19 protein-coding genes are annotated in these 25560 nt (G+C 66.4%); 8 read left to right on the top strand and 11 right to left on the bottom strand.

What is annotated here, in order from left to right:
- The first annotated feature begins 489 nt into the window (after positions 1-489).
- Positions 490-1485 carry an ornithine cyclodeaminase family protein gene (locus MUH00_RS06345; RefSeq protein WP_247003125.1) on the top strand — a complete coding sequence of 332 codons (996 nt, stop codon included), beginning with the start codon at positions 490-492 and terminating at the stop codon, positions 1483-1485.
- Positions 1486-1497: 12 nt separating this feature from the next.
- Here the strand turns inward: MUH00_RS06345 and MUH00_RS06340 are convergent, their stop codons facing one another.
- From MUH00_RS06340 to pheA, 7 genes are all read right to left on the bottom strand, one after another.
- Positions 1498-2934, bottom strand: coding sequence for a sugar porter family MFS transporter (locus MUH00_RS06340; protein ID WP_247003123.1), 1437 nt, complete (start codon positions 2932-2934; stop codon positions 1498-1500).
- 209 nt (positions 2935-3143) lie between these two features.
- A complete protein-coding gene (locus tag MUH00_RS06335; protein WP_247003121.1) occupies positions 3144-3941 on the bottom strand; it encodes a YqjF family protein in 798 nt (265 codons plus the stop codon).
- A 168-nt stretch (positions 3942-4109) separates the two neighbouring features.
- A complete protein-coding gene (gene leuS / locus MUH00_RS06330) occupies positions 4110-6866 on the bottom strand; it encodes a leucine--tRNA ligase (protein WP_247003119.1) in 2757 nt (918 codons plus the stop codon).
- A gap of 96 nt (positions 6867-6962) precedes the next feature.
- Positions 6963-9962, bottom strand: a complete 3000-nt coding sequence (gene leuS / locus MUH00_RS06325) for a leucine--tRNA ligase (protein WP_247003117.1) — start codon at positions 9960-9962, stop codon at positions 6963-6965.
- Between the two features lie 202 nt (positions 9963-10164).
- The gene (locus MUH00_RS06320; RefSeq protein WP_247003115.1) at positions 10165-10584 is read right to left on the bottom strand and encodes an Hsp20/alpha crystallin family protein; all 420 of its coding nucleotides are present in this window, start codon (positions 10582-10584) and stop codon (positions 10165-10167) included.
- Between the two features lie 119 nt (positions 10585-10703).
- Positions 10704-11159 carry a peroxiredoxin gene (locus MUH00_RS06315; RefSeq protein ID WP_247003114.1) on the bottom strand — a complete coding sequence of 152 codons (456 nt, stop codon included), beginning with the start codon at positions 11157-11159 and terminating at the stop codon, positions 10704-10706.
- 45 nt (positions 11160-11204) lie between these two features.
- The gene (gene pheA / locus MUH00_RS06310; protein ID WP_247003112.1) at positions 11205-12023 is read right to left on the bottom strand and encodes a prephenate dehydratase; all 819 of its coding nucleotides are present in this window, start codon (positions 12021-12023) and stop codon (positions 11205-11207) included.
- A 228-nt stretch (positions 12024-12251) separates the two neighbouring features.
- Between pheA and MUH00_RS06305 the strand changes: the two genes are divergently transcribed.
- Positions 12252-13052, top strand: a complete 801-nt coding sequence (locus MUH00_RS06305) for a DUF4097 family beta strand repeat-containing protein (protein WP_247003111.1) — start codon at positions 12252-12254, stop codon at positions 13050-13052.
- A gap of 123 nt (positions 13053-13175) precedes the next feature.
- Here MUH00_RS06305 and MUH00_RS06300 read toward each other — a convergent pair whose 3' ends face one another.
- Positions 13176-13484: a non-histone chromosomal MC1 family protein gene (locus MUH00_RS06300; RefSeq protein WP_247003109.1), complete on the bottom strand. Its 309-nt coding sequence runs from the start codon at positions 13482-13484 to the stop codon at positions 13176-13178.
- Between the two features lie 261 nt (positions 13485-13745).
- On the opposite strand from MUH00_RS06300, the gene MUH00_RS06295 reads away from it, so the two are divergent.
- Positions 13746-13943, top strand: a complete 198-nt coding sequence (locus tag MUH00_RS06295; protein WP_006066039.1) for a hypothetical protein — start codon at positions 13746-13748, stop codon at positions 13941-13943.
- Between the two features lie 338 nt (positions 13944-14281).
- Positions 14282-17137: a M14 family metallopeptidase gene (locus MUH00_RS06290; RefSeq protein ID WP_247003107.1), complete on the top strand. Its 2856-nt coding sequence runs from the start codon at positions 14282-14284 to the stop codon at positions 17135-17137.
- Between the two features lie 19 nt (positions 17138-17156).
- Here MUH00_RS06290 and pheT read toward each other — a convergent pair whose 3' ends face one another.
- Both pheT and pheS read right to left on the bottom strand, forming a co-directional pair.
- A complete protein-coding gene (gene pheT / locus MUH00_RS06285; RefSeq protein WP_247003105.1) occupies positions 17157-18869 on the bottom strand; it encodes a phenylalanine--tRNA ligase subunit beta in 1713 nt (570 codons plus the stop codon).
- Positions 18869-20395: a phenylalanine--tRNA ligase subunit alpha gene (gene pheS / locus MUH00_RS06280; RefSeq protein ID WP_247003103.1), complete on the bottom strand. Its 1527-nt coding sequence runs from the start codon at positions 20393-20395 to the stop codon at positions 18869-18871. The genes pheT and pheS overlap by 1 nt, the downstream gene beginning before the upstream one ends.
- A 342-nt stretch (positions 20396-20737) precedes the next feature.
- Between pheS and MUH00_RS06275 the strand changes: the two genes are divergently transcribed.
- Positions 20738-21166: a DUF5518 domain-containing protein gene (locus MUH00_RS06275; protein WP_247003102.1), complete on the top strand. Its 429-nt coding sequence runs from the start codon at positions 20738-20740 to the stop codon at positions 21164-21166.
- Positions 21167-21201: 35 nt separating this feature from the next.
- Here MUH00_RS06275 and MUH00_RS06270 read toward each other — a convergent pair whose 3' ends face one another.
- Complete coding sequence (locus tag MUH00_RS06270) at positions 21202-22878, bottom strand: tryptophan--tRNA ligase (RefSeq protein ID WP_247003100.1); 1677 nt, start codon at positions 22876-22878, stop codon at positions 21202-21204.
- A 116-nt stretch (positions 22879-22994) separates the two neighbouring features.
- Here MUH00_RS06270 and MUH00_RS06265 point away from each other — a divergent pair, with 116 nt between their 5' ends.
- The 3 genes from MUH00_RS06265 to MUH00_RS06255 all read left to right on the top strand — a co-directional run bounded on the left by MUH00_RS06265 (position 22995) and on the right by MUH00_RS06255 (position 25529).
- Positions 22995-23399 (top strand): methylated-DNA--[protein]-cysteine S-methyltransferase, encoded by a 405-nt coding sequence (locus MUH00_RS06265; protein ID WP_247003098.1) that lies wholly within the window; start codon positions 22995-22997, stop codon positions 23397-23399.
- Positions 23400-23601: 202 nt separating this feature from the next.
- Positions 23602-24366 (top strand): SRPBCC family protein, encoded by a 765-nt coding sequence (locus MUH00_RS06260; RefSeq protein ID WP_247003096.1) that lies wholly within the window; start codon positions 23602-23604, stop codon positions 24364-24366.
- Positions 24363-25529, top strand: coding sequence for a zinc-dependent alcohol dehydrogenase (locus MUH00_RS06255; RefSeq protein WP_247003094.1), 1167 nt, complete (start codon positions 24363-24365; stop codon positions 25527-25529). Before MUH00_RS06260 ends, MUH00_RS06255 begins: the two co-directional genes overlap by 4 nt.
- Positions 25530-25560: the final 31 nt, after the last annotated feature.

The raw sequence follows: 25560 nt of genomic DNA, 5'->3' as shown, positions 1-25560 counted from the left end.
TCGGAACGAGCAACGCGAGTGAGAACCTCGTAAAAGCGAGCGGGGAACGCAGTAACCCGCGAGCTAAACCTAAATTTTGCCGAGGGCCGGCTTCGCTGGCCCGCAAAGCAAAATTTAGTATAACAGCCTCCTCCCTCCCCTTTGGGTCGGTCATCGGCCCGAGCGCGAAGCGCTCGGAGAATAGCGTCACTCGGGTTCTTCGAAGCGCTCGCTCGCTGGCAGTGGACTCGGTGATCCTCACCCGTCTACTATCGATCGGCGACGCGCTCGGGCTCATGACCCCGCGGAGAAAGCTAGTGCCGCTCGAACCACCGTACAGCCGCTTTCAGTCGGCCCATTTCCATTTCTGCCGTTTCGTCGTCGCTCCCGAATCCCGTTCTCCTTTCGCGATCGGACCGCGTTGCGTTTCAACACCTGCCTGAGACGGACTCTCACGCTGAGTCGATCCACTTCACATGAACTAAGTGGGATCCCGCAATATTCGCCGCTATGGAGACGCTACTGCTGGACAGCGGCGATGTCGACGAGAACGCCCGCATGGCGGACGTCGTCCGCGCGGTCGAAGACGCGTTCGAGGCCTACGAACGCGGCAACGCCCAGATGCCGCCCAAGTCGTACATCGATCTGCCCCAGTACAACGGGGACTTCCGCTCGATGCCCTCCTATCTGGATGCCGGGGACTGGGACGCCGCGGGCGTCAAGTGGGTCAACGTCCACCCGGACAACCCCGCCGACCACGGTCTGCCGACGGTGCTGGGAACCATGATTTACTCCGATCCCGAGACGGCGTTTCCGCTCGCGATCATGGACGGGACGACGCTGACCATGAAACGCACCGGCGCGGCGGCCGCAGTCGCGACCGACTACCTCGCCGTCGAGGACGCCACCAGCCTCGGGATCGTCGGCGCCGGCGTTCAGTCGTACACGCAGCTGGAGGCGATCAGCGAGGTCCGTCCGATCGAGGAAGTCGTCGTCTCGGACCTCGACGAGGAGCGCATCGAGCGGTTCGTCGACGCCTTCGGCGATCGGTTCGACGTCCGCAGCGGGTCCATCTCGGAGGCCGGCCACTGCGACGTCCTCTCGACGGTGACCCCGGTCGAGGAGCCGATCGTCGGACCCGACGACGTCGGTGAACGCACGCACGTCAACGCGATCGGCGCCGACGCCGCGGGGAAACACGAACTCGCGGACGACCTCCTGGTGGCGGCGACGATCGTCATCGACGACCACGCGCAGTGTACCCACTCCGGGGAGGTCAACGTCCCCTACGCCGAGGGCGTGTTGACCGACGGTGACATCTACGGCGAGATCGGCCAGTTGGTCGTCGGCGATCTGGCGGGCCGGACCGACGAGACGGGCGTCACGGTGTTCGATTCGACCGGTCTGGCGATCCAGGACGTCGCCGCCGCGCACGTCGTCTACGAACAGGCTCGAAAGAACGATGCTGGGTACGAGTTCGGGATGATCGATCCCGGCCGGCAGTAGCCCGAAGGCGGTTCAGTCGTCCGCTTCCGATTCTGTTCCTTCGCGTCGCCCCGCACCGCTCGCGAGCGCGGTTTCGCGGAGGTCGGCTTCGATCTCTTCGAGCGAACGCCCCTTCGTTTCCGGAACGAGCTGGTAACAGAAGACGAGCGCGGCGAGCGAGAGCAACCCGTAGAGCCAGAACGTTCCGCTCTCGCCGATGCGGTTGACCAGACGGAGGAACGTCAGCGAGACCAGTAAGTTGCCGGCCCAGTTGACGACGGTCGCGACCCCCATCGCCGTCCCCCGGACTTCCATCGGATAGATCTCCGAGATCAGCAGCCAGAACGCCGGACCGAGGCCGATCGCGAAGAACGCGACGTACAGCATCAGGCTCGCGGTCGCGGCCCAGCCGACGACCCCCGAGAGGCCGGGCAGGACGAACGCGATCCCGAGGACGCCGAGCATCACGGTCATACCGGCCAGTCCCGAGAGCAACAGCGGGCGGCGCCCGGTCCGATCGATCAGCACCACCGCGACGACGGTCATCACGACGTTGACCGCGCCGATGCCGACGGTCGCGAGGATCGAAGCGGTGTCCTCGAAGCCCGTCGACTCGAGGATCGTCGGCGCGTAGTAGATGACGGTATTGATGCCCGTCACCTGCTGGAAGGCGGCCAGCCCGACGCCGACGATCAACATCGGGCGGACCCAGGGCCGGAGCAGGTCGCGGAGCGTACCGGATTCGGTCCGGATGGTCTCCCTGATCTCGCGCAGTTCCGCGTCGACCTTCGCCTCGGCCCGGGTCCGGGAGAGCACGTCGCGAGCCGCCGACTCTCGACCCTGTTCGTAGAGCCATCGGGGACTCTCCGGCATGAACACCATGCCGAGGAACAGGACCGCCGCCGGAACCATCCCGAGCCCGAGCATCCACCGCCACTCCCCGCCGTCGGAGAACGCGAAGTTCACGAGGTACGCGATCAGGATCCCGCTCGTAATCGTCAGCTGGTTCAGCGAGACCAGCGAGCCGCGGATCTTCGGCGGTGAGATCTCGGAGATGTACAGCGGACCGACGACCGAGGCGAACCCGATCCCGATCCCGTCGATGATCCGCCCGAGGATCAGCACCTCGACCGTCGGTGCGATCGCCATGATGAGCGACCCAACGAAGAACACGACGGCACCGATCAGGATGAGGCGCCGCCGGCCGAGCCGATCGGCGAGGCGGCCGCCGAGGGCCGCGCCGAGTATCGCGCCCACCATGGCGCCGCTGACGACGATCCCCTCGACCAGATCGGGTTCGATCGCGTACCCGAAGAGCGCCGTCAGCTCGAAGGTATTTCGAATGTAGAGCATCGCACCGGAGATGACGCCCGTGTCGAACCCGAACAGGAGGCCGTTGAGCGCCGCCAGCGCCGCAACGACGTAGACGAACGAGTTCTGGCTGTCGGAATTCCATCCAACCGGTAGCATAGATTCTGTGGAACGACCGTTTCCGACCGCGGTTAACAAACCATCGATGTAATTCTGAAATTCACCACTATAAGAGGACCCTTCGAGTATCATTTGGAGCTTATTGTCGAAAATTGAATAGTTATTGTGGGTTCTACACGAATATATTCGGACGCACGCCACACGGATCGATCGGCGGATCGCAATCGTACCCTCCTGCCGTCGCTGCACTACGATCGCCGTTCGCGGAGGCGGCGGGGGATCGACCCGGTCATCGAGAGATCGCCGCAGAAGTACGCGATCGGGTCGCCGGCCGGCTGCGGAAGTCCGTTGGCCTCGAACATCGTGTTCTCGCGAATCGTCACCTCGGCCGATCGGATCGGCCACCGATCGTGTGCGATCTCGGCCGACAACACGCGGCCGCCACTCGACGCGTAGAAGCGACGGCGCTCGGTGAGCCAGTACTCAAGCGTCCCCTCGTCGGCGGTGAAGGCGGGGCCGGCCGGCCGGTAGGTCGCTGCGAATCGCGCCGGCGGGTCGTCACCCGTCGGCGCGCCGACGGCGGGCGTCGCCCCGTCCCGGGTGCTCGCGAACGAAACGCGATCCTCGCCGCCGCTCACGTGCATCTGGGCGTAGTGGACGGGGAGGCGCGTTCCTCGTCCGGTCAGCGCGGCAACAGCGGGGTTTCCGATGTCGATGCTGAAGAAGAACAGCCCCGGGTCCCCCCGGCACCGAACGTACGTTCGGACGTTGAGTTCCGCGAACGCGATCCGGGCGATCGGCGGGGCTCCGCGGAGCCCCGCCTTCGTGAGGACGAACGGGAGGACGCTGAGCCACGCCCGGCCGTCGTACGTTTCGAGCGTTAACTCCTCGGGGACGTGCGGTCGAACGTCATCTGGATCGACGGGCCAGTGGAGGAACAGACCGTCGCGCCACGTCATCGAGAAGACGTGGGGTGCTGTCGGCGACGCGTCTCGATCGGCGAACGTCCATCGGAACGGATCCGTTCGGGGTTGAGTGGAGGTCATCTCGCAGGCGACTGAGTTCCGTCGTACCACGGGCAGCGGAATAAAGAACGGTGACGACCGTCGGTCGCGGTGACGGTCTTCGCTCCGTGACGACTCCGTGGGTCGACGCGGACCGATCGATTTCCCCGGCGGAAGCGAGTGTCAGTTCCGGAGAACTTTGGCGGGGTTTCAGTCTTCGATCTCGATCGCCGGTCGGCCGGGTTCGGCGTTTTTCAGCACGGACTCGTCGACCGCGTCGGCGCGGACGACCCGGACCGGCGCGTCGAACTCGCGTTCGAGCAGCCACGCCGCCGACTCCAGGGCCGCGTGCTCGTCATCGGGTCCGAGCGTCATCGAGAGTGCCTCGCGCTCGGCCTGGAGATCCTGGCCATAACTGGCCGCGGCGTCGCCGTGCTCGCGGATGTGCGACTCTCCCATGAGTTCGCCGATCAGGTTGTCGGCGTCGCTCTCGATCGCGATCTCCAGGGCGTCGTATTTCCACTCCGGAGCGACGACGACGTCGATTCGCTTCGGATCCTCGATGCCCGCGACGTCGACGATCTGGCGGACGTCCTCGCGGGTGTTCTCGACCAGCTTGCGGCGCTTCTCGACGGAGTCGCGATCGATCCGGGCGGTCGGCCATGGGGCCTCGACGACGAACTCGTCGTTGCCGAGCGTCTCGTACAGTTCCTCGGCGAGGTGGGGCGCGACGGGCGCCAGCAGGCGGACGACCGCCGACAGCCCGCGCTCGAAGGTTTCGGCGTGGGGTTCGGTGTGACTCGCGTAGTTCCGCAGCGTCCGAGCAAGCTCCAGCGTTTCGCGCAGCGCCTTGTTGAACGTCAGATCGTCGTACTCGTTGCCGGCGATCGCGATCGTCGCGTCGATCTCCGCTTCGACGTAGCTGGCGATGGCGTCGTCCGCGCCGTCCGGTCGCTCGGCTCGCGGCTCGTCGCCGTCGTCTCGCGGCTCCGCCGCTCGACTGTTTGCGGAACGAAGTTCCGCACTACTCGCACTTTCCGCGGCGCCACGCGCCGCGCCCACGAAGTCGTCGACCATCCCCTTCAGCCGCCCGAGGAAGGCGTTCGTCGATCGGACGCCCTCCTCGCTCCAGTCGAAGTCGCGCTCGGGCTGGGCCGCCTGCATCATGAACAGCCGGGCGGTGTCCGCGCCGTACTCCTCGACGATCCGCTGGGGCGAAACGACGTTCCCCTTCGACTTGGACATCTTCTCGCCCTCGAGCTGGACCATTCCCTGGGCCAGCAGGTTCGTGAAGGGCTCGCGGTGCTCGAGCCCCTCGTGGTCGGCCAGCACCTTCGTGAAGAATCTCGCATAGAGGAGGTGCATCACGGCGTGCTCGATCCCGCCGACGTACTGGTCGACCGGCATCCAGTCGTTGGCCCGCTCCAGGTCGAACGGCGCGTCGTCGAGATCGGGCGAGACGTACCGCAGGAAGTACCACGAGGAGTCGACGAAGGTGTCCATCGTGTCCGTCTCGCGGGCGGCTGTGCCGCCGCAGTCGGGACACGTCGTCCGCTTCCACTCCTCGGCGGCGTCCAGCGGGTTGCCCGTCGTGTTGATGAACTCGGGGAGTTCGACGGGCAGGTCCTCCTCGGGTACCACCACGGGGCCGCAGTCGTCGCAGTGGACGACGGGGATCGGCGTTCCCCAGTAGCGCTGGCGCGAGATCCCCCAGTCGCGAAGCTGGTACTGGGTGGCTTTCTCGGCGCTCTCGATATCTTCGGTCAACCGATCGCGGGCCGTCTCGCTGTCCAGTCCCGAATACTCGCCGGAGTTGACCAACACCCCGTCCTCCGTGAAGGCCTCCTCGCTCACGTCCGGCGCGTCGGGAACCGTCTCGCCGTCCCAGCCCTCGGGTTCGGGGGCGACGACCGGTTCGATCGGCAGGTCGTGCTTCGTCGCGAACGCGTGGTCGCGATCGTCGTGGCCGGGGACGGCCATCAGCGCGCCGGTCCCGACGTCCGAGAGGACGAAGTCGGCGACGTAGACCGGGATCTCCTCGCCGGTGGCGGGGTTGGTGGCGGTGAGGCCGGTCGCGACGCCGTTCGGTTCGTCGCCTTCGGGGTCGGCCTCGTGCTCGATAAAGTGCCGGATGTCGTCGTTCTCCTCGGCCAGCTCCTCGCTGATCGGGTGATCGGGCGCGATCGCGAAGAAGGTCGCCCCGAAGATGGTGTCGACGCGGGTGGTGAACGCCTCGACGCCGCCGTAACCTTCGACATCAAATTCGAGCTCGGTCCCGTACTGCCGGCCGATCCAGTTGCGCTGCATCTGTCGGACCGAGTTTGGCCACCCCTCGAGCTCGTCGATCGCCTCTAACAACTCGTCGGCGTACTCGGTGATCTGCAGGAACCACTGCTCCAGTTCGCGCTGCTCGACGGGCGTGTCGCAGCGCCAGCAGAGTTCGGCCTCGCCCTCGACCTGCTCGTCGGCGAGGACGGTCTCGCAGTGGGGACACCAGTTGACCTCGGCGTCGCGGCGCTCGACCAGCCCCTCGTCGTAGAACCGGGAGAAGAGCCACTGGTTCCACCGGTAGTACTCGGGCGTGCAGGTGGCGATCTCTCGCTCCCAGTCGTAGCCAAAGCCCATCGCCTCCATCTGGCCGCGCATCGTGTCGATGCAGTCGAACGTCCAGTCCCGCGGGTTAGTATCGCGCTCCTTGGCCGCGTTCTCGGCGGGGAGTCCGAACGCGTCCCACCCCATCGGGTGGAGGACCTCGTCGCCGCGCATCCGCCGGTAGCGGGCGTACGCGTCCGTGATCGTGTAGTTGCGAACGTGGCCCATGTGGAGCTTGCCCGACGGGTACGGATACATCCCGAGGACGTACGTCGGGTCCTCGACGTCGTCGGGCGTCCGGTAGACGTTCGACTCGTCCCACGCCTCCTGCCAGCGCCGTTCGATCGTTGCGTGGTCGTATCCCTCGTCGCTCATTCCTACCTATCGGTGTGCCCGTCGGCATCCTATACCTTCGCATTCGCGACGAAAACTCCGTCCGATCGGCGAGCGAACCGGGCCGCAGGGACGCGGCTACTCGAGGTGGATCGCCGGCCGAAACGGCTGAGCCTGGTCCGCCTTCCCCTCGGGATCGACGGGGTCGCCGTCTTCGGCGTAGACCTCGACGTCGGCGTCGAACTCGCAAGCGAGGAAGTCGGACGCCTCCTCGTAGACGGTTCGTTCGTCGATCGCGGTCAGCGTCTCTACGGTCCCCTCGTCGCGCTCGCGGACGAACGAGACGAGGTCGCCGACGAGGCGATTGACGGCGTCGCCCCGCTTGCGAAGGTCGTCGTCCCGCATCACTTCGCCCATGACCCGTCCCTGGTTCGGGCCGACGTGCTCGCGGCTATCGCCGCTCGCCTCGTCCGCGGTGCGTTGCACCGCGCTTTCGACCACGGTATCGAGGACGTCTCGCTTCCAGTCGGCGGCGACGTAGAGCCGGATCGTCTCGGGATCGGTGTCGGTCACGCCGACGATGTCACGAACGTCCTCGAAGACGCCTTCGATCAGGTCCTCCTCGGCGACGACGGTCGGGTCGTCGAACTCCGGTACCGGTTCCGGCCACGGGACGTCCTCGGCGGATTCGCCGGTCAGCCGTTCGTGGAGTTCGTTCGCCATGAACGGAACGAACGGCGCCAGCAGTCGGAGTCGCGTCTCGAGGACGGTCCGTAGCGTCCATCGCGCTCCCGGCCGCTGAGCCCTCACGGAGCGAGCGCGATGCTCGGGGGACGAACTCGCCCCCCGTTGATCGAGGCCGGTCCGGCGACGGTACCACTTGAGGTGTTCCTCGAACCGGTAGAAGGCGTGCTGGCTCGCCGATCTGATCTCGAAGCGCTCCATCGAGTCGGTGACCTCGCGGACGACCTCCTGGAGCTTCGCCAGCAGCCAGCGGTCCGGCTGCTCGAGGTCGCGCTCGCCGTCCGGCAGCTCGACGATCTCGATCGCCCGGTTCCAGAACCGCTCGAGCTGGTTCCGCGTCGAGCCGACCTCGTCGGCCCGCCAGTCGAAGTCCTGCCACGGCTCGGAACTGTTCAGCAGGAAGAACCGGACGGTGTCGGCGCCGTACTCCTCGATGGCCTCGTCGGGAAGAACGACGTGGCCCTTCGAGGAGCTCATCTTCTGGCCCTCGAGCAGACCTATCCCCATGCTGGTGATTCCTCGGGGCCACTTCTCCTCCTCGAACAGCTCGGCGTGGTGGTAGAGGAAGAAGGTGAGGTGGTTCGAGATCAGGTCGTTGGCCGAACAGCGGTAGTCGACGGGGTACCAGTAGTCCCACTCCTCGCGCAGTTCCAGCGCCCGCTCGTCAGGGTCGTCCACGGCGTCTTCGCCGTAGAACAGCGCGTCGAAGAACTCGCGGTCCATCTCCTCGGGCGGAACGTCCTCGAGCCGGTGGGCGAACGTATAGTACGCCATGTATATCGTCGAGTCCGACAGCGGCTCGATGACGAAGTCGTCGTCCCACGGGAGTCGCGTGCCGAGCCCGTAGTTCCGGATGCAGGGCCACTCCTCGAGCCAGTCGATCGTGTGATCGTACTGCTCGCGGGTGTTCTCCGGGATCGCGTCCAGGTTCGCCACGGCTCGGCGAGCCTTCTCCCGCCAATCATCGTCGTTGTACCGAAGGAACCACGTCTCCTGTTCGGAGACCTCGACGTCCCCGCCGCAGCGACAGACCACTTCCTCCGCGAAGTCGTACATCGCGTCGAAGTCGCCCACCTGTCGGAAGTGGGATTCGAGTTCGTCGCGGACGTCCTCGATGACTTCGCCGGCGAACTCGCCGTACTCCTCGGCGAGTTCGCCTCGGTGGAACTCGCGGTTGTACAGCTCCTGCGTGGCTACCTCGAGCGCCGGATCGCTCGAGGACTCGACGCCGTGTTCCTCGACGGCGTCTCTTGCGGGGAATTCGCCGTACCCCTCGATCGTCAGGATCGCTCGGGGCTCGATCGCCCGCACGTCGTCGGGGTCGACGCCGTACTCGGCCAGCTCGTCGGCCCGCGCCTTCGCCGCTTCGAGGGCGACCCAGTCGTCGGGCGAGTGGGCCGGGACGGACATCACGACGCCGGTCGCGTTGTCCGTGTCGATGAAGCCCGCGGGGATGACGAGTACCTCTTCGCCGGTGACGGGATTCGTGACGCGCTCGCCGACGAGTTCGGCCCCCTCGACGGTCTCCTCGACGGTGACCTCGCGGGCCTGCAGGTCGAGCTTCTCGGTCGCCTCCGCCGAGACGATCCACTCCTCGTCGCCGGAAGACGCGGACGGCTCGGCGGACCCGTCCGAGCCCCGTTCGGAGCGGCCGACGATCGCGCGGGCATAGGTCGCGTCGGGGTCGATGTAGGCGTTGGTGACCCCTCGAACCGTCTCGGGGCGCAGGGTGGCCATCGGATAGATCGTCCCCTCGTCGTCCGCGAACTTGATGAGTGTGTACTCCTGGTACTCGGCGTCTTCCCCCTCGAGCAGGTCGTGCGTCGTGACCGGTTGACCCTCGTTCGTACAGTAGTTGACCGGGTGCAGCCCCTTCTCGAGGAGTCCGCGCTCCCTGAGCGTCTCGTACTGCCAGGCGATGAACTTCGAGTAGCGCTCGTCGTTCGTGGTGAACTCGCGGCGCCAGTCGATCGACAGCCCGAGTTGCTTCATCCCCCGCTTGTAGTGCTCGTCGATGAAGTACCGGGCGAATCCCATCGGCGTCTCGAGATCCGCGAGGGTGTCTTCGGGGACGTTGTAGGCGTCTCGCAGAACCGACAGCTGTTCCTCCTCGCCCTTCTTCAGCCGTTCGACGGCGCCGATAATCGGCGTTCCCGTGACGTGCCACCCGATCGGGAAGAGGACGTTGTCCCTCTGCTGGCGGCGGTACCGCGCGTACACGTCGGGGACGGTGTACGTGCGGGCGTGTCCGATGTGCATGCCGCCGCTCGGATACGGGTACGGCACCGTCACGAACGTCGCGTCGTCTCGCCGGTCGGGATCAGCTTCGTACTGACCCGACTCGGCCCAGCGATCGCGCCACTCGGCCTCCAGTTCCTGCGGGTCGTAGCTCATAGCCGCTCATTGTTCGGGACGGGGTAAAAGCACTACACCTCGGGGATCGAACGGATGAGCGGGCTCGACGCGCCGATCCGGAACCGGCCGCCGATCGACCTCCGACGATCGCGGCGACTCGCGAGTGTCACCCACCGTCGATATCGCCGGTCGCCTTCGCTCGGATTGTACCCGAAACGCGGGCCGCCGCGGCCCGGTCGCCTCACTCGATGTCGATCGACTTCGACTCCTCGCCGCCACCGACCTTCGGGAGGTGGACCGTCAGCACGCCGTCCTCGTAGCCGGCCGAGATCGCGTCCTCGTCGACCGGTTCCGGCAGGCGGATCCGCCGGCTCGCCGACGCCCGGGTCCGCTCGCGTCGGAGGTAGCGGCCCTCGGCGTACTCCTCCTCGTCCGTCCGCGTGGCTTCGAGCCGCAGCGTCCCGTCGGAGAGCGTCAGGTCGATGTCGTCGGTGTCGTAGCCGGGAAGGTCGGCCGTGACGACGTACTCCTCGCCGGTGTCCGCCACGTCGACCGGCACCGAGCCGGGGACCTGGAGCCCGCCGGCGCCCATTCCCTCTTCGACCTGCCGGCTGACGCGCTCGAGCACATCCTCGATTTCTTCGAACGGATTTCGTCGCATGGCTCGCGGTACGCGCTCGAACCGGATAAATTCTGCCCGTGATCGAACGACAGAAGGAGGACTCGGTCGCCGCTCGCGATCGGCCCGGGCGATCCGTCGCGACCGGGGCGCTCGACGGGTTACTCCGGCAGCGAAACTCGGCCTTCGTCGATCGCGTCCAGCAGGACGTCGCGCGCGTGACCGTCGGGATCGACGTTCTCGTAGACCGCCTTCACCTCGCCGTCGGCGAGAAAGAACGTCGTCCGCGCGGTCGCCCCGTTCCGGAGTTCGACGTCGAACGCGTCGGCGATTTCGGCATCGGGATCGGCCAGTAGGTCGAACTCGAGCCCTTCGGAGTCGCAGAACGATTCGTGGGAGTCGACGTCGTCCGTCGAGACGCCGTACACCTCGACGCCAGCGTCCGCGTAGGTCTCGCGTTCCCGCTGGAACTGGTTGGCCTCGATCGTACAGCCCGGCGTGTCGTCTTCCGGGTAGAAGTACAGCACCGTGGGCTCGTCGAAGTCGAGTTCGACCTCCTCGCCGTCCTGGTTCGGTGCGGTAACGATCGGGGCGTCTGCTCCCTCTTCGAGTGGCATACTCGTACTCTCAGGCAGGAGCGCTGAAAACCGTTTGTGGTTCCGTTATTCGACGACGTGTTCGGTGTCGTACGAGCCGAGTTTGCGGACCCAGCCCTTCTCGGCCAGGTCCTCGAGATCTGCGATCGCCTCGTTCGTCCGGGCCTCGTAGAGACCGGCCTCGATGTCGACGTGGAACACGTAGTCCCCGAGCCGGCGGCCGCTGGGACGCGACTCGACGCGGGTCAGGTTGATGTCCCGATCGGCGAACGGTTCGAGGAGTTCGAGCAGCAGGCCCGGATAGTTGGCGTTCGGGTAGACGACCAGCGAGGTCTTGCCGCCGCCTTTCGATCGCTCCTCGGCGGGCGCGAGCGCGAAGAAGCGGGTCGCGTTCGAGTCTTGGTCCTGGATGTCCTCGGCCAGCACGTCGAGGGTGGTTCCGTTCTCGGCGTTCGCCGGATGGCCGATTCCCGCCACGGAGGGATCGTCGCGGGCGTATTCGACGCCCTGGGCCGTGCTCGCGACTGCCTCGAGCGTGGCGTTCGGGTACTCCCGCTCGAGGTAGGTGCGACACTGCGCTAGCGCCTGGGAGTGGCTGGCGATCGTGTCGAACTTCGGCCCCTGGGCGAGGAGGGCGTGCCTGATCGGGGTGACGATCTCGCGGACGACCGCGACGTCGTACCCCGCGAGGGCGTCTAAGCTCTCCGTGACGCTTCCCTCGATGCTATTTTCGATCGGGATGACGCCGCGATCGTGGTCCTCGCTGGCGACGGCGTCGACGATCGACGTCACCGACTGGCGGAACTCGATCGCGTCGCCGTCGGCGATCGCGGTCGCCGCCCGGTGGGAGTACGTGCCCTTCGGCCCAAGCGTGACTGCAGACATTGCTAACCTCTAGTCGGGTCGCCATCAAAAGAACGTCGGGATGTCGATCAGTTTCGACGACCGATCGAGATCCGGTGTTGTAGCCGGTCGCGGATCGCCGTTCCCGTCGGAAATCAACGGACAGTTGCCGAACTCCTTTCGTTTACTATCACGGTGATTTCATAGGTGGACTAGAAAGTTACTTGTCCGGAGTCGCATACTGTTAGCCTGCGAAGGTGAGAGCTCCACATGGATTCCACGATCACCCGTCGACGAGTCTTCCTTGCGGGTACGGTTGTCTCGATCGGCGGACTCGCGCTCGGCGGTATCGCGACGGGTCGGGTACTAGACGAAGGAAGTGATACGCGCACGACGGAAACGTTCAGTGAAACCTACGACGTCGCCGAGATCTCGGTCGCCACCGACGTCGGCCCCGTTTCGGTTATCGGAACCGATCGCGAGACGGTCGAACTCGTAGTCGAACAGCGCGGCACGGAGGGTTCTTTGGACCGGACCACGCTATCGATCGACGAGGGCAACGACGCCCTCGACGTAACGGTCGAATACGATCACACCACCGCGGAGTGGCTCGGGCTGACGGCCGAATCGCGACCCGACATCAAAACCGTGCTTACCGTCCCGCACGAGCTCGAGCACGCCGCCCTCGAGACGGTAAACGGAGCCATCGACGCGAGCGCTCTCGAGTCCACCCTCGCCGCGAGCACCACGAAGGGCGAGATCGACGTCGGCGTCGAGACGCTCGGCGACGGCACGACGATCGAGACGACCAATGGCGACGTCGCGGTCGCTGCGGACGCGATCGAGGGCGACGCCACGTTCGAGTCGACGAACGGGGCGATCACCTACGCGCTCGGCGATACTACCGACGCGACCGTGACGGTCGCGACCAGCAGCGGCGACATCGCGCTCACCACGGATCGTGCGGATCCCGTCAGGCGGACCGACACCGAACTCGAGGCGACCGTCGGCGACGGAACCCATCAACTGCAGTTCGAAACGACGAGCGGCGACGTGACGATCACCGACTAACCGTCCGAGCGGAGCACTCCACCCGCTACGCATCGTGCGGGCGTTCTGCAACCAGCGATCGCGAACCCTGCATTACTCGTCCGTTCTGCTGTGAAAAATCCCGAGACTCGGTCGTCGCCTGCGTCACTCCTCGAGGTGCTCGATCCCCTTCTTGGAGACGTTCGCCTCCGTGATCTCGTTTGGCATCCAGTCCGGCTTGTCGTCGGGAGCGGTCTCCTCCCATGCCCAGCCGTCGTAGATGTGGACTTTGTCGGTTCCTTTCTCTCGTAGCCGAAGCTCGACGCGCTCGGCCTGGTTTTCGCTCGATCCGGGTTCGAGCCGGCGGGCCGCCTTGAGTGCGGCCTGCCGTGGCGTGTTCCCCGAAAAGACGCTCGACTCTTCGCCGTCCGATCCGCGCAGTGCAAAGTTCCGTTTCCCGTCTTCACGTACCATGGTTTCGCCTCCATGCCAATTCAGCACACGATCCGACATAAAGATATCCCCCAAAACCGACCGACAGCGCCGGTATCTTTAAGTGTGTCCGTATCCCCACATGTCCGCAGTGGCTCCGCGTCGAGCGCGAGGTCCACTGTCACGAGACTGTTCCACCGCCGGGAGACACGAACCTGTGACACGCATACGCACGCGGCAGTCGTCAGGCCGTCGAAAACACTTAAGTATATCCTACGGCGAAGTTCGTCATAGAATCCCGCGATGGTACGGAAAAAGAAGTTGAGTCCAAGCGGTGCGAAAGACGAAGACGGCAACTATCACAACGTGCACCTGAACCTCCACGAGGATGAACTCGCAGTCGCGGGCATGGATATCGGCGACGAAGTCTTCGTCCGCGTCCGAGACGGCAAGATCATCATCCAGAAGGCCGACGAGGACGAGGTAGAACACGAATTCTGAGACTCCGTCATCGGAATCTCCGTTAGCACGGCCAACACGCCCGTAGTTGCACTCGAACCCGATCGCAGTACTCCGCGGGTCCGGAAGCGCCCGGATCCGGCGGTATTCGGCGCACGATGTGGACTGAAGAACCCTCGAGCGGCTGCACCGGTATTCGAAACCGGACGCGGGGGGACATGAATCGATCTGGTGAGCCGGGCCCCGGAGACCGCCGAATCGAGTTTCCACCACGTACGGTCACGTAAAGATACGTTTTCCAGTGACATTCACTCGTTCCTCACGATATATGGCCGAAATCATCGTGGCATTCTCGGTGTGGGCTCGTCCCACGATCGCACATGGCACAGGAACCACGCCGTCCCCGATCGACCGATCGTACCGCCCCCACCGACGACCCCGCCGTCCGAGACGCGGACTTCGAGGACAGTCCCGTCGACCGACGGACGTTCCTCCGGCTCTCGGCCGCGACGGGCGCCGCGCTCGCGCTCCCCGGTACCGCGACCGCCGACGTCTCCGGGGATCCGCTGACCGACGAGTATCAGTTCGTCGTCAACCACACGCCCGACGAGTACGAAGCACCGACCGTCATCGAGTTCGCGACGCAGGATGCGCTCGAGGCCTTCGCGGACGAGTACGAGGAGGAACCCGATCCCGAGCTGTCACGGGCGCCGAAGGCGATCACCCGCGAGTCGCCGACGCCGGCCGCGCACGCCCACCTCACCGCCGACGAGGTCGCCGACGTGCTCGAGATGGAAGGCGTCGAGACGATGGACTTCTCGCCCGGCGCGAACCCGTGGTGGACACTCGAGGAGGAACCCTATGCCGACGGCGTCTTCCCGCCGGTCGAAGAGGCGCGAGAGTTCGTCTCGTACCGGGAGACCGCGCAGGGACTCGCACACCTCGAGGAAACGCACCCCGATCGCGTGCGCGTACACTCCCTCGAGTCGTCGCCGGGGTGGCCCAACCTGTACACCGGGGAGGATCCCGATCCGCAGGACATCTACGTCGTCGACGTCGCGAACGACGTCCGGGGCGCCGACTCGTTCGCCGAGAAGGAGAAAGTGGTCTACTCCCTCTCGATCCACGGCGACGAGCGCGCGGGCGTCGAAGCCGGCAGTCGACTCGTCGAGGACCTCGCCCGCGGCGAGGCGGACGACCTCGAGGGGCTGCTCGACGAGATCGCGTTCGTCTTCGTGTTCACGAACCCCGACGGTTGGGTTTCGCGCAAGCCGCAGTTCGAGATCCCGTGGGGCGACACGCAGACGAACTTCCGGCGCGGGAACGCGAGTTTCGTCGACGGAAGCCCGATCGACACCAACCGACAGTATCCGACGATGGGGTGGGTCGATCCGGCGTTCTGGCCCGCCGAACCCGAGGACGCACCCGAGGTCCGTCCCGGGTACGAAGAGGAAGGACTGGGATACGAGGACGTCGTCCCGGACGCACTCGCGATCGTCGACCACTTCCGCGGGTACGAGAACGTCGAGTACCTCTGTGACTACCACGGGATGTACACCGCGGATCACATGGTGTTCAACCTCGAGACGAACGCGCCGTTCGATCACGCCGGCACCCACGACTTGGACGAGGTCAACATCCGCATCGGTGAGGGAATGCAGGACGAGTGGGGAGGCATCGACGCGATCGCAGACGACGTCGCTGCTGCGGGCGAGGAGCAGTACGGGTTCCCGGTCGTTCCGGACGGCGACAGCTTCGGCGGTCTCTTCGACTGGGGGACGATCTACGACTCGCTTGCCTACCAGGTGACCGGCGCGTTCCTCGGCTGGGCGGGCCAGCCCGAGGAGTTCGGCGGCCTCGGCGCCATCACCGTCGCGCCCGAGATCGTCCTCGCGAACCACTTCCCCGACGCCCGGATCGAGTGGAAGCCGTACGCCGAGCGCCACCTGGTCACGGCCTACCGCATCTCGATGCGCGAGTACGCCGAGATGACCGCCGCCGACACCAGCGCGACCGTCGCGACCGGCGGCCAGGACACTGCCTACGTCACGTCCAGCGACCTCACCAGATCGTCGGCCGACCTCCCGTACTCCGACGAGCACCCCGGAAAGGGCCGCGGTTCCGGCCGGGACCGCGCCGCCGAGGTTCGCCGCCGTCACGACGTCGTCAAACCCGGCCCCGGCGATCGATCGAGCGTCGGGACGCAGACCACCGCCGCGTCCCGTTCGCTGTCGATCCACCTCTCCGGCGTCGCCGGTGCGACCGACGGCGCCGTCCGCGTCAGGGATCCCGCCGGCACCGTCGTCCACGAGCTCGATCTCGCCGAACGGTCGGTACCCGACGCTCCGGGACGGCCGCACGATTTCGAGGGGTGGTACGTCCACCGTCCGGAAGCGGGGGAGTGGGAGATCGAGGTCGAGAGCGACGCCGAAATCGAGGTCGACGTGACGATCCTGGACAGCGACGCCGGCTATCCGAACCCCGAGGAGGTACTCGGCTACGAACAGCGCGAGTACACCGTCAACCCGATGCAGTTCTTCGCCGACCTCGAACCCTTCCTCGAAGACGGGCGGATGGACGGCCTGCGGGTTCACGACGCGCGCATCGGCCGGCTGCTCCGCGGAAACTCCGGGAAACGCCGGTACGACACGCTCGTCGTCTCGCACGACGGCGGGATCGACAATCCGTGGTACGTCGCGGCGATCGAGTTGTTCGTCAAGGCCGGCGGCGGCCTCGTGCTAACTGATGCGGGCGTGCGCCTGCTGGGTGAACTCGACGTCGGCGACGCCGCCGCGATCGATCCCGAGGACGTCGAGACGATCGAGGTTCAGTTCGCGAACCTCGATAACCGGGACTTCGACCATCCGCTGCTCGACGGCATCCGACCGAGACAACAGGAGATGTGGAAGGGATCGCAACTCGGCTACACCACGGGCGTGGACCAGCCGGCGACCGTCGTCGATCGCGACGCGTTCGTCGAGGCCGGCGGCGACATCGCCGGAACCACCGGCGGCGACGATCGCGTCAGCGCCGGGACGCTGACGGCGGGGGACGCCGAGATCAACGTCCTCGGCTCGATCTTGCCGCCGGCCCAGCAGACGGTCCTCCACCCGTTCGGGATGGCCGATTACGCCGTTTCGTTCATGGGTCACACGCTGCTCTGTAACGCGCTCGGCTTCGAGCAGCGGCGGTACGTCGACGGCGAACTGGTGCGCACCTACGGCGAGATCCGGTAGGGTCCCGCCGGTGTTCCGTCTACCGTAGCGCGTCGAGATCGAACTCGAACGCCGACACCGGTACTTCGAGGTCGTGTTCGACGAGCACCTTCGGGTGCACCTCGCCGATCACGCCGACCGCCTCGCCGTCGACGACGACGCCCGCCGTCCGACCCGGGATGAACGTCGGGTGGTCCGTCGGCGGCGTCTCGAGGTCGACGTCGAACGCGCGGGCGAGCGCCTGGAGTCGCGCTTTGGCGTCCTCGTAGCCGGCGTCGTGGCTCACGAGGACGGCCGCCACGGACCGCCCCTCGTCGACGCCCGTGTTTTCGCGCTCGTCGACCTCGGCCGTGAAGCCGATCTCGGCGAGGTCCTGCGGGTACGCGCGGTGGGTGTTGTTTTCGAGCACCATCAGCAGCGACGGGAGTACCCACGTCCGCAGCATCGTGTAGTCCTCGCTATAGGGTTCCTTGATCGTCGCGGGCTCGCCGGCGCCGTAGACGTCCTCGCCGGGCGAAATCTCGAGCCGATCGTAGTTCTCCGCCTCGCTGATCATGTGGAAGTTCAGCAGGTCCTCGAAGCCGAGGCCGACGAGTTGCGTGCGCGCGGCGTTCTCGAGGCGCGATCGCTCGTGGCGGCCGCCGACGGTGCCGACGTCGGGGTAGCGCGGCTCGAGGTCGTTGAAGCCGTAGGCGCGCCCCAGGTCGTCGATGACGTCCAGCGGGTGGAGTACGTCGACGCGGTACGGCGGGATCGTCACCTCGTAGACGAGGTCGCCGTCCTGGTTTTCCGCCCGCTCGGCTTCGAGTCCCGATCGCTCCGCCAGGTCGACGACCTCGTCGGGATCGAGGTCGATCCCGAGAACGGTCTCGATGCGATCGTGCGCGACAGTTTTGGTCTTCGTGGAGAAGTCGGGCCGGACGAGCTCGTGGTCCGGATACTCCACGACGACGTCCTCGATCGTCGCGCCGCGGGCGGCGAGCGCGTAGCAGACGATGGAAAGCATCTTGTCGATCGTCCACTGGTCGGTGCCCGTCATCTCGACGAACAGGTCCCGCGAGTCCGTCGAGACCTCGGTCCGGCGGCCGTTGATCACCGGCGGGAACGAGAACAGCCCGATATCGTCGTAGATCGCTGGGTAACGCTCGTAGCCGCTGACGAGATCGGCGTACGTCCGGCCCGTCTGGTGCTCCTCGAGCACGTCCGCCGGGGTCATCTCTCGATCGGCGTCGAGCGGAACGAACGTGTCTCCTTCGGGTTCGACGCCGACGTATTCGATCGTCGGATTCCCCTCGGTGGCCGGGGACCCTTTCAGCATCGTCAGGTCGTGGATCCCGATCGCGCCCTTCGCGCGCTTGCGGCCCATCGTCGCGTGGAGTTTTTCCTGCAGTTGAATCAGCGAATCCAGGCCGTCCTCGTCGAGGTCGACGTCGCGGATCACCGCGCCGGTGACGTACGGTCGCTCGTCCGGCACGGAGTCGTCGACGACGATCGTCCACTCCGCCCGATTCGTCGAGGGCACGTGAACGCCGCGCGAATCGCCGTAGTGGTAGCGCATCGATCGCGCCACGCCCTCGACGGAGAGCCGATCGAGCCGATCGGGGGCGAACTCGAGTTCGAACGCCCCGCCCTCGGTGCGCCCCTCGAACTCGAGGCCGAGGCCGAACAGGTCCGTCTTGAGTTGTTCGTCGCTTTTCTCCTCGCGGCCGGTCAGCTCGCGCAGTTCGTCGGGGTCGATGTCGACGGTGGGCATCAGTAGGTCACCTCCGTGTTCCGCAGTAGGTCCAGGTCGCAGAGCGTGCCGTGGATGTCGCGGATGTCCTCGAAGCCGTACATCAACATTAGGAGGCGCTCTAAGGCGAGCCCCCACGCCATCACGTCGCAGTCGACGCCGAGCGGTTCGAGCATCTCCTCGCGGAAGATGCCAGAGTTCCCGATCTCGACGAGTTCGCCCGTCGTCGGGTGCGTGCCGAACAGCTCGAACGACGGCTCGGTGTAGGGGTTGTAGTGGGGCTTGAACTCGATGTCCGTGATGCCGAACTGAGCGTAGAACTCCTCGAAGGTACCCATCAGATCGCGTACGGAGAGGTCCTCGGCCATCACCCAGCCCTCGATCTGGAAGAACTCGAGCAGGTGCGTCGGATCGAGCGTGTCGTTACGGTAGACCTTTTCGACGCTGAAGAAGCGCGCGGGCGGTTCGATCTCGCCGATCTGCTCGCCGGAGAGGTAGCGCGTCGACAGCGAGGTCGTGTGCCCGCGAAGCGCGAGCGCACGCGCGAAGTCCTCGTCCCACGGCGAGTGGTAGCCCTCGCCGTCCTCGCCGACGCCCTCTTTGTGGGCTCGCTCGACGCGATCGACGAGGTCCTCGGGCAGATCGTCGATGTGCGTCGGCTGCTCCAGGGCGAACCGGTCCCAGTGCGTGCGAGCGGGGTGGTCCTGGGGCATGAACAGGCAGTCGTTGATCCAGAAGTCCGCGTCGACGTGTGGCCCCTCCATCTCTCGGAAGCCCATGCCGACGAGAACGTCCTTCACGCGCTCGGCGGTCTGGCGCAGGATGTGGACCCGGCCGCCCTCGACGCGCTCGGCGTCGGCCTCGACGTTGTACTCGGCGAACTCGACGTCGCGCCAGTCGCCGCTCGTGAGCAGTCCGGGTGTGACCTGGCCGACGGTTTCGGTGGTCTCGATGCCCGCCATCAATTCGGTGACGGCGCGCTCGGTCAGGGTCACCTCGCGGACCGTCGTCTCCGATCGCTCGAGCAGGCCGCGTCGCTCCAACTGGTCGAGCGTCTCGTCGTCGATCTCGATCGCGTCGATCGGCGCCTCCTCCTTCTCGGCGAGCACGCCGAGCGCGTTGGCCTCCGCGTCCGCCGCGGGATCGGCGTCGGGATCGGCCGTGATCTCGCCGCTGTCGATCGCGCCGTAGCCCTTCCGGGCGTAGTTCGACAACGCGATGTCGACCTGCGGCCCGTCGAGTCCGGACGCGCCGATGACCCGCCCCATGGAGACGGGGTCGGCGTCGGCGCCGGCGTCGAGGGCGGCCTCGTGGAGTCGCACCTCTGGAAGCCCGTCCGCCGCGTAGTCGCGCCCCTCGTCGGTCAGGGCGATCGTTTCGTCGACCCGCTCGTCGACCGCGACCAGCCCCTCCGCCTCGAGTTCGAAGGCGGCCCCGGTGACGGTCTCCGGGGGAAGGTCGGTCGCCTCGGCGAGGGCGTCGACGGACGTTGCCTCGTCCGCGCTCGCGGCCTCTAAGACCGCGACCTGTTGTGCTGGAAGTTGCATTCGCTTGTTCGTATGGCTGCGTGTCGGTCAGTTAGCGGTTCCGATACCGTCCGAACGACCCGGACGGCTCGCGCGAACGGTCGGTTTCGCCGCGCGCACCCGGTGTGAGCGCCCGCGGATCCACCGGCCCGGCGTTACCGGGCGAAGAAGAAGCCGAACCCTGGGCGCGGACGCTGCGGTGGGCGGGCGACGCCGGCACGAACGTCGGGTTCGGATGCCATACGCGAGTCCTGTTCGGGCCGAAGCAAAAGCGTTGCGGTGGTCCACGGCCGATCGCGTCGTCGCGCCGTCACGTACTCTCGAACCGGAAGGTTTCTCCTGCTGACGTGAGAGGAGACGCGTATGGTCAACACCGATCCGGACGACGAATCCGACGTCAGTGACGATCACACCGATGACCGCACTACCGATCGGTCCGTCGACCGGACCGACTCCGATCGGCGGCCGACGGCCGTCAACGGGCTGCTCGGTGGCCTCCTCGCGCTGTTTCTGTTCTCGCTCGTCTCCTTCGCGCCGCTGTTCGGCGGGCTCGTTTCGGGCTATCTCGAAGGGGACGATCTCACGGAGGGCGCAGTTGTCGGCGCGTTCGCCGGTGCGATCGCGGCCGCTGTGGTAGCGGTCGGCCTGTTCCTCACTAACGGACTCGTTCCCGAATTCTTCCCCGAATCCGTGCTGTTCGGCCCGCTCTACGTCGTCGTGTTCGCGACTGGCGGCGGCGCGATCGGGTCGTACCTCAACGACGAACTCGGCGACGAGATCGGTCGGTACTGACTCGCTCCGTCCGCACTGTTCCCCGTTCCCGCCTGCTACCTCGCGCGCGGCGATTCGAGTTCGATGTCGGCTTCTTCCAGCAGATCGGCGACCTCCTCGCGTTTCTCCTGGTGCTCCGCGAGGAACTCTTTCATGAGCTGGGCGGCCTGTTCCTTGCAGTCGCCACAGAGGCGTTCGCCGCCGACGCATTCGTCGTAGACCCGCTTTGCGAACTCGTCGTCGTCGCCGGCCAAGAGGTAGGCGTACAGTTCGTAGACGGGACACTCGTCGGCGCGGCCGCCGAGTTCGCGTTGCTCCTCGGCGGTCTCGCGGCCGCCGGTCGTCGCCGCCTTCACCTTGTCGTAGCCGTCCTCGGGATCGTCGAGCAAGGAGATGTGGCTGGCGGGGATCGACGAGGACATCTTGCCGCCTGTCAGGCCGGTCATGAAGCGGTGGTAAATCGATGACGGCGGCAGGAAGCCGTAGCCGCCGTTTTCGACCTCGATCTCCCGGGCGAGCTCCGCGGCCTCGTCGAGGTCGAGGTCGAAGGCGTCGACGTGACTCTCGTAGACGCGCTTCTCGCCGTCGATCGCCGCTATAAGCGCGTCGAACGCCTCGTCGGTCGCTCGGCGATCGAAAAAGCGGGTTCGGGGTCGAACCGGCTCCATGCCGGCCTCCTCGAGTTTCGTCAGGAGCGATCCGAGCGCGTCCGCGCCGACGCCGAGGTCTTCGAGGGGCGTCCCCTCGATCGCCTCCGCGACGTGGACGCAGCGCAGATCGTCGTCGTCGAAATCGGCGGGATCGAGCCGATCGTGGAAGTCCGCGACGAGCGCGCGCTCCTCGTCGTCGAGTTCGAAGCTGGCGTAGGCCTCGCTCACTTTGAAAAAGCGCATCCGTTCGGCGAGGTCCCGCGCCAGCCGAACGTGGGGGTCCTGGTCCGGGCCGACGGGGATGACGGTCGGCTTCGGCTCGTCGAGTTGGGGGTAGAGGATGTCGGCCATCTGGGTGACGACCGACTGCATGTGCGAGACGTCGGTCTCGCCGTCGAAGCCGTAGATCGCCCCTAGCTCGGAGAAGTTCGCTTCGATCCCCAGTTCGAACGCCAGATCCTGTACCTCGCGGTTGGTTGACTGTCGGTAGAGTTCCCCGTCTTCGGGATCGAAGCCGAGCGCGAGCAGCGAGAGCAGATAGTTGCGCGCGTGCTCGTCGATCTCCGCCCAGGACAGCCCGCGGGCGGAGTGCGCTTCGAGGTCGGCGATCAGCGCGTAGGCGTCGGCACCCCGCCGCTGGTGCCAAATGATCTCGTCGAAGACGAGTTTGTGCCCGATGTGCGGGTCGCCGGTGGGCATAAATCCGGAGAGGACGGCCGCGGGGTCGCCGTTCTGCAAGGCCCGGGCGATCGGGTCGTAGTCGCGGTGGCCGAAGATGACCCCGCGGCGCATCAGGTAGTGAGGGGTCGGCACCTCGGGGAGGATGTCTTCGAACTCCTCGATGCCGAACTCCTCGAACAGTTTGCGGTAGTCGGAGACGCTAGAGGAACCCCACGGATCGAGCGCGACGTCGTCGACGGCTCCGCCGTCTGCTCGAGGAATCTCCGATCCCTCGCCGTCGGCGCCTGCAGCCCCGCCGCCGGATCTTCGATCCGACGAGGATCGCTCACCGCCATCAGTCACCGGTTCCCTGAATCGCGGTTCCGCTGACTCGGACTCCTCGAGCCGATCGTCTCCGGTCATTACGTCCGTTTTGGCGCGCCGGTGCGCAAAAGCCTTCGCCTTCGCGTTCGCTCTCGTCGCCGGGCTCACTCGGCCATACGGCAGCATCAAGAGGGAGCGGCGCGAACGTCTCGTCGATGCACGTTCGGCTATTCGACCGCGAACTGGAGATCGACGAGTCGCGGATCGACGAGGACGAGGCGACGATCCGCGAGCAACTGCGGGAGTACGAGGCCGGGCAGCGATCGACGTTCGACCTCGCCGTCGACTATCCCGACGACTTCACGGGAACCGTGATGCGCGCGATGGACCGGATTCCCTGCGGCGAAACCCGTACCTACGGCGACCTCGCGACCGACCTCGAGACGGCGCCGATCGCGATCGGTCAGGCCTGCGGTCGGAATCCGATCCCCGTCGTCGTCCCCTGCCACCGCGTGGTCGGCGCGGATTCGCTCACCGGGTACGGCGGCGGCCTGGGCCTGAAACGAGCCCTGCTCGCCCACGAGGGAGCCGCGATTCCGGAGCCGGGTCGCACGCGGTGACCGCGTCTGGGAACGCTGCTCGCTATTCGCGTCGCCCGCATTCGCCGTTGATCCACTCGTCGATCGGCTGCGCTCGCCGCTGATCGTCGGCCACCCCACGTCTCGGATTTTCGTTCGCGCCGGCGGCCGATCGATTCGGCCCGGCCTTCATGTTCAGCCCTGGCATCTAATAGGCGATTTCACCCGAGTATGCACCGACTCCATGCCTGAACACTCGGTAGACGCGACGGCCGGCGGGCTGTCGGAAGCGACGTCCCCCGCGGATTTTTCGGGGACTGGTACCGATCGAGATCGGCGACGACGCCTGGGCGCCGCGGCGCTCGGCGGCGCGCTCGTGATCGCCGGCCTCAGACGTCGGTCGCTCGGCGGCGCGGCGATCGCGGCCGCCGGCGGCTGGCTGTCGTATCGGGCCATCGCCGGAGGCGCCAGCGGATCAGGGACGTCGACGGATCGGTCGGCGTCCGCGCGCCCCGAATCGGCGACGATCGAACAGTCCATCACGATCGGGACCCCCGCCGACGAACTCTCGGAGCTCGCACGCGACGCGGGGACCCTCGACCGCATCGCGGGGAGCGCCGCGGACGTCACCTCGCTGGGAGCGGGTCGCCACCGCTGGACCGTCCGCGGACCGCTCGATCGACGACTGTCGTGGGAGACGCGCCTCGTCGACGACGAGTCCGATGAACGGCTGCGCTGGGAACCGATCGGCCGGTCGGCGCTGCTCGACGACCTGGAGCTTCGGTTCGATCCGGCCTCCGGCGATCGGGGGACGAAAGTAACGCTGCGGACCCGGTTCACCCCGCCGGGCGGCGAGCTCGGCACGAAGGTGCTGGACCGACTCGACGTCGTCCCCGAGACGATCGTTAGCCAGGCACTCGACCGCTTCAAGAGCCTCGCCGAGACGGGGGAGATCCCGACGACGACCGCGGGCAATCCGTCGGCTCGGGGGACGGGTGATCTGGTATGAGGGCACTCTGCTGGCACGGCGAGCGGGACGTCCGCGTCGACGAGGTCCCCGAGCCGGAGATCGTCAATCCGACCGACGCGATCATCGAGGTGACGGCCACGGCGATCTGCGGCTCCGATCTGCACCTCTACAACGACCGCGTGCCGTCGATGCGGGAGGGTGACGTGATCGGTCACGAACCGATGGGCGAAGTGGTCGAGGTTGGCGACGAGGTCGACACCCTCGAGGTCGGCGATCGCGTCGTCGTGCCCTTCACGATCAGCTGCGGTTCGTGCTGGTTCTGCGAGCAGGGACTGTATTCGCTCTGCGATAACTCGAACCCGAACGCCGAACTGGCCCGGAAGCTCATGGGCCACTCGCCGGCCGGCCTGTACGGCTACTCCCACATGATGGGCGGCTACGCCGGCGCGCAGGCGGAGTACCTGCGGGTTCCGTACGCCGACGTCGGGCCGATCACGATCGAATCGAACCTACCCGACGAACAGGTGCTCTTCCTCTCCGACATCTTCCCGACGGGGTACATGGCGGCCGAAAACGCCGACATCGAGGAGAACGATACGGTCGCCGTCTGGGGCTGCGGTCCGGTCGGCCAGTTCGCGATCCAGAGCGCCCAGATGCTCGGCGCCGAGCGCGTGATCGCGATCGACCGCATCCCGGAACGGCTGGACATGGCCCGGAGCCACGGCGACGCGGAGGTCATCGACTACGAGGAGGAAGACGTCTACGATCGGCTGATGGAACTCACCGGCAGCCGCGGCCCCGATCGGTGTATCGACGCCGTCGGCACGGACGCCCACGGCACCGGGTTCGCCGGCACCTCCGATCGGGTGAAACAGGAGGTGCGACTGCAGGACGATCGGCCGTACGTGCTCCGCGAGGCGATCAAGTGCTGCCGAAAGGGCGGCACGATCTCGGTCCCCGGCGTCTACGTCGGCCGCGCGAACCTCCCGATCGGGCCACTGATGAACAAGGGCCTGACGGTGAAGACGGGCCAGACGCACGTCCAGCGCTACCTCGATTCGCTCCTCGGGATGATCGAGGAAGGACAGATCGACCCCTCGTTCGTCGTCACGCACCAGGCCGGACTGGAGGAGGGGCCGGAACTGTACGAGAAATTCAACGACAAGGAAGACGGCTGTATCAAGGCGATACTGACGCCCTGACGGCATTCAAAGAGGCGGTCGATATCGCGTT

This window comes from Halosolutus gelatinilyticus, assembly GCF_023028105.1.
Taxonomy (GTDB): domain Archaea; phylum Halobacteriota; class Halobacteria; order Halobacteriales; family Natrialbaceae; genus Halosolutus; species Halosolutus gelatinilyticus.
This window is presented reverse-complemented; position numbering and strand designations above follow the sequence as displayed.

Excerpts from the sequence above, each read along its gene's own strand:
- pheT (WP_247003105.1), bottom strand. The coding sequence starts at position 18,869 with ATGCCCACCGTCGACATCGACCCCGACGAACTGCGCGAGCTGACCGGC.
- pheA (WP_247003112.1), bottom strand. The coding sequence starts at position 12,023 with ATGTCTGCAGTCACGCTTGGGCCGAAGGGCACGTACTCCCACCGGGCG.
- MUH00_RS06305 (WP_247003111.1), top strand. The coding sequence starts at position 12,252 with ATGGATTCCACGATCACCCGTCGACGAGTCTTCCTTGCGGGTACGGTT.
- MUH00_RS06255 (WP_247003094.1), top strand. The coding sequence starts at position 24,363 with ATGAGGGCACTCTGCTGGCACGGCGAGCGGGACGTCCGCGTCGACGAG.
- MUH00_RS06270 (WP_247003100.1), bottom strand. The coding sequence starts at position 22,878 with ATGACCGGAGACGATCGGCTCGAGGAGTCCGAGTCAGCGGAACCGCGA.
- MUH00_RS06260 (WP_247003096.1), top strand. The coding sequence starts at position 23,602 with ATGCCTGAACACTCGGTAGACGCGACGGCCGGCGGGCTGTCGGAAGCG.
- MUH00_RS06315 (WP_247003114.1), bottom strand. The coding sequence starts at position 11,159 with ATGCCACTCGAAGAGGGAGCAGACGCCCCGATCGTTACCGCACCGAAC.
- MUH00_RS06340 (WP_247003123.1), bottom strand. The coding sequence starts at position 2,934 with ATGCTACCGGTTGGATGGAATTCCGACAGCCAGAACTCGTTCGTCTAC.
- MUH00_RS06295 (WP_006066039.1), top strand. The coding sequence starts at position 13,746 with ATGGTACGGAAAAAGAAGTTGAGTCCAAGCGGTGCGAAAGACGAAGAC.
- leuS (WP_247003119.1), bottom strand. The coding sequence starts at position 6,866 with ATGAGCGACGAGGGATACGACCACGCAACGATCGAACGGCGCTGGCAG.
- MUH00_RS06275 (WP_247003102.1), top strand. The coding sequence starts at position 20,738 with ATGGTCAACACCGATCCGGACGACGAATCCGACGTCAGTGACGATCAC.
- MUH00_RS06300 (WP_247003109.1), bottom strand. The coding sequence starts at position 13,484 with ATGGTACGTGAAGACGGGAAACGGAACTTTGCACTGCGCGGATCGGAC.
- leuS (WP_247003117.1), bottom strand. The coding sequence starts at position 9,962 with ATGAGCTACGACCCGCAGGAACTGGAGGCCGAGTGGCGCGATCGCTGG.
- MUH00_RS06335 (WP_247003121.1), bottom strand. The coding sequence starts at position 3,941 with ATGACCTCCACTCAACCCCGAACGGATCCGTTCCGATGGACGTTCGCC.
- MUH00_RS06265 (WP_247003098.1), top strand. The coding sequence starts at position 22,995 with ATGCACGTTCGGCTATTCGACCGCGAACTGGAGATCGACGAGTCGCGG.
- pheS (WP_247003103.1), bottom strand. The coding sequence starts at position 20,395 with ATGCAACTTCCAGCACAACAGGTCGCGGTCTTAGAGGCCGCGAGCGCG.
- MUH00_RS06320 (WP_247003115.1), bottom strand. The coding sequence starts at position 10,584 with ATGCGACGAAATCCGTTCGAAGAAATCGAGGATGTGCTCGAGCGCGTC.
- MUH00_RS06290 (WP_247003107.1), top strand. The coding sequence starts at position 14,282 with ATGGCACAGGAACCACGCCGTCCCCGATCGACCGATCGTACCGCCCCC.
- MUH00_RS06345 (WP_247003125.1), top strand. The coding sequence starts at position 490 with ATGGAGACGCTACTGCTGGACAGCGGCGATGTCGACGAGAACGCCCGC.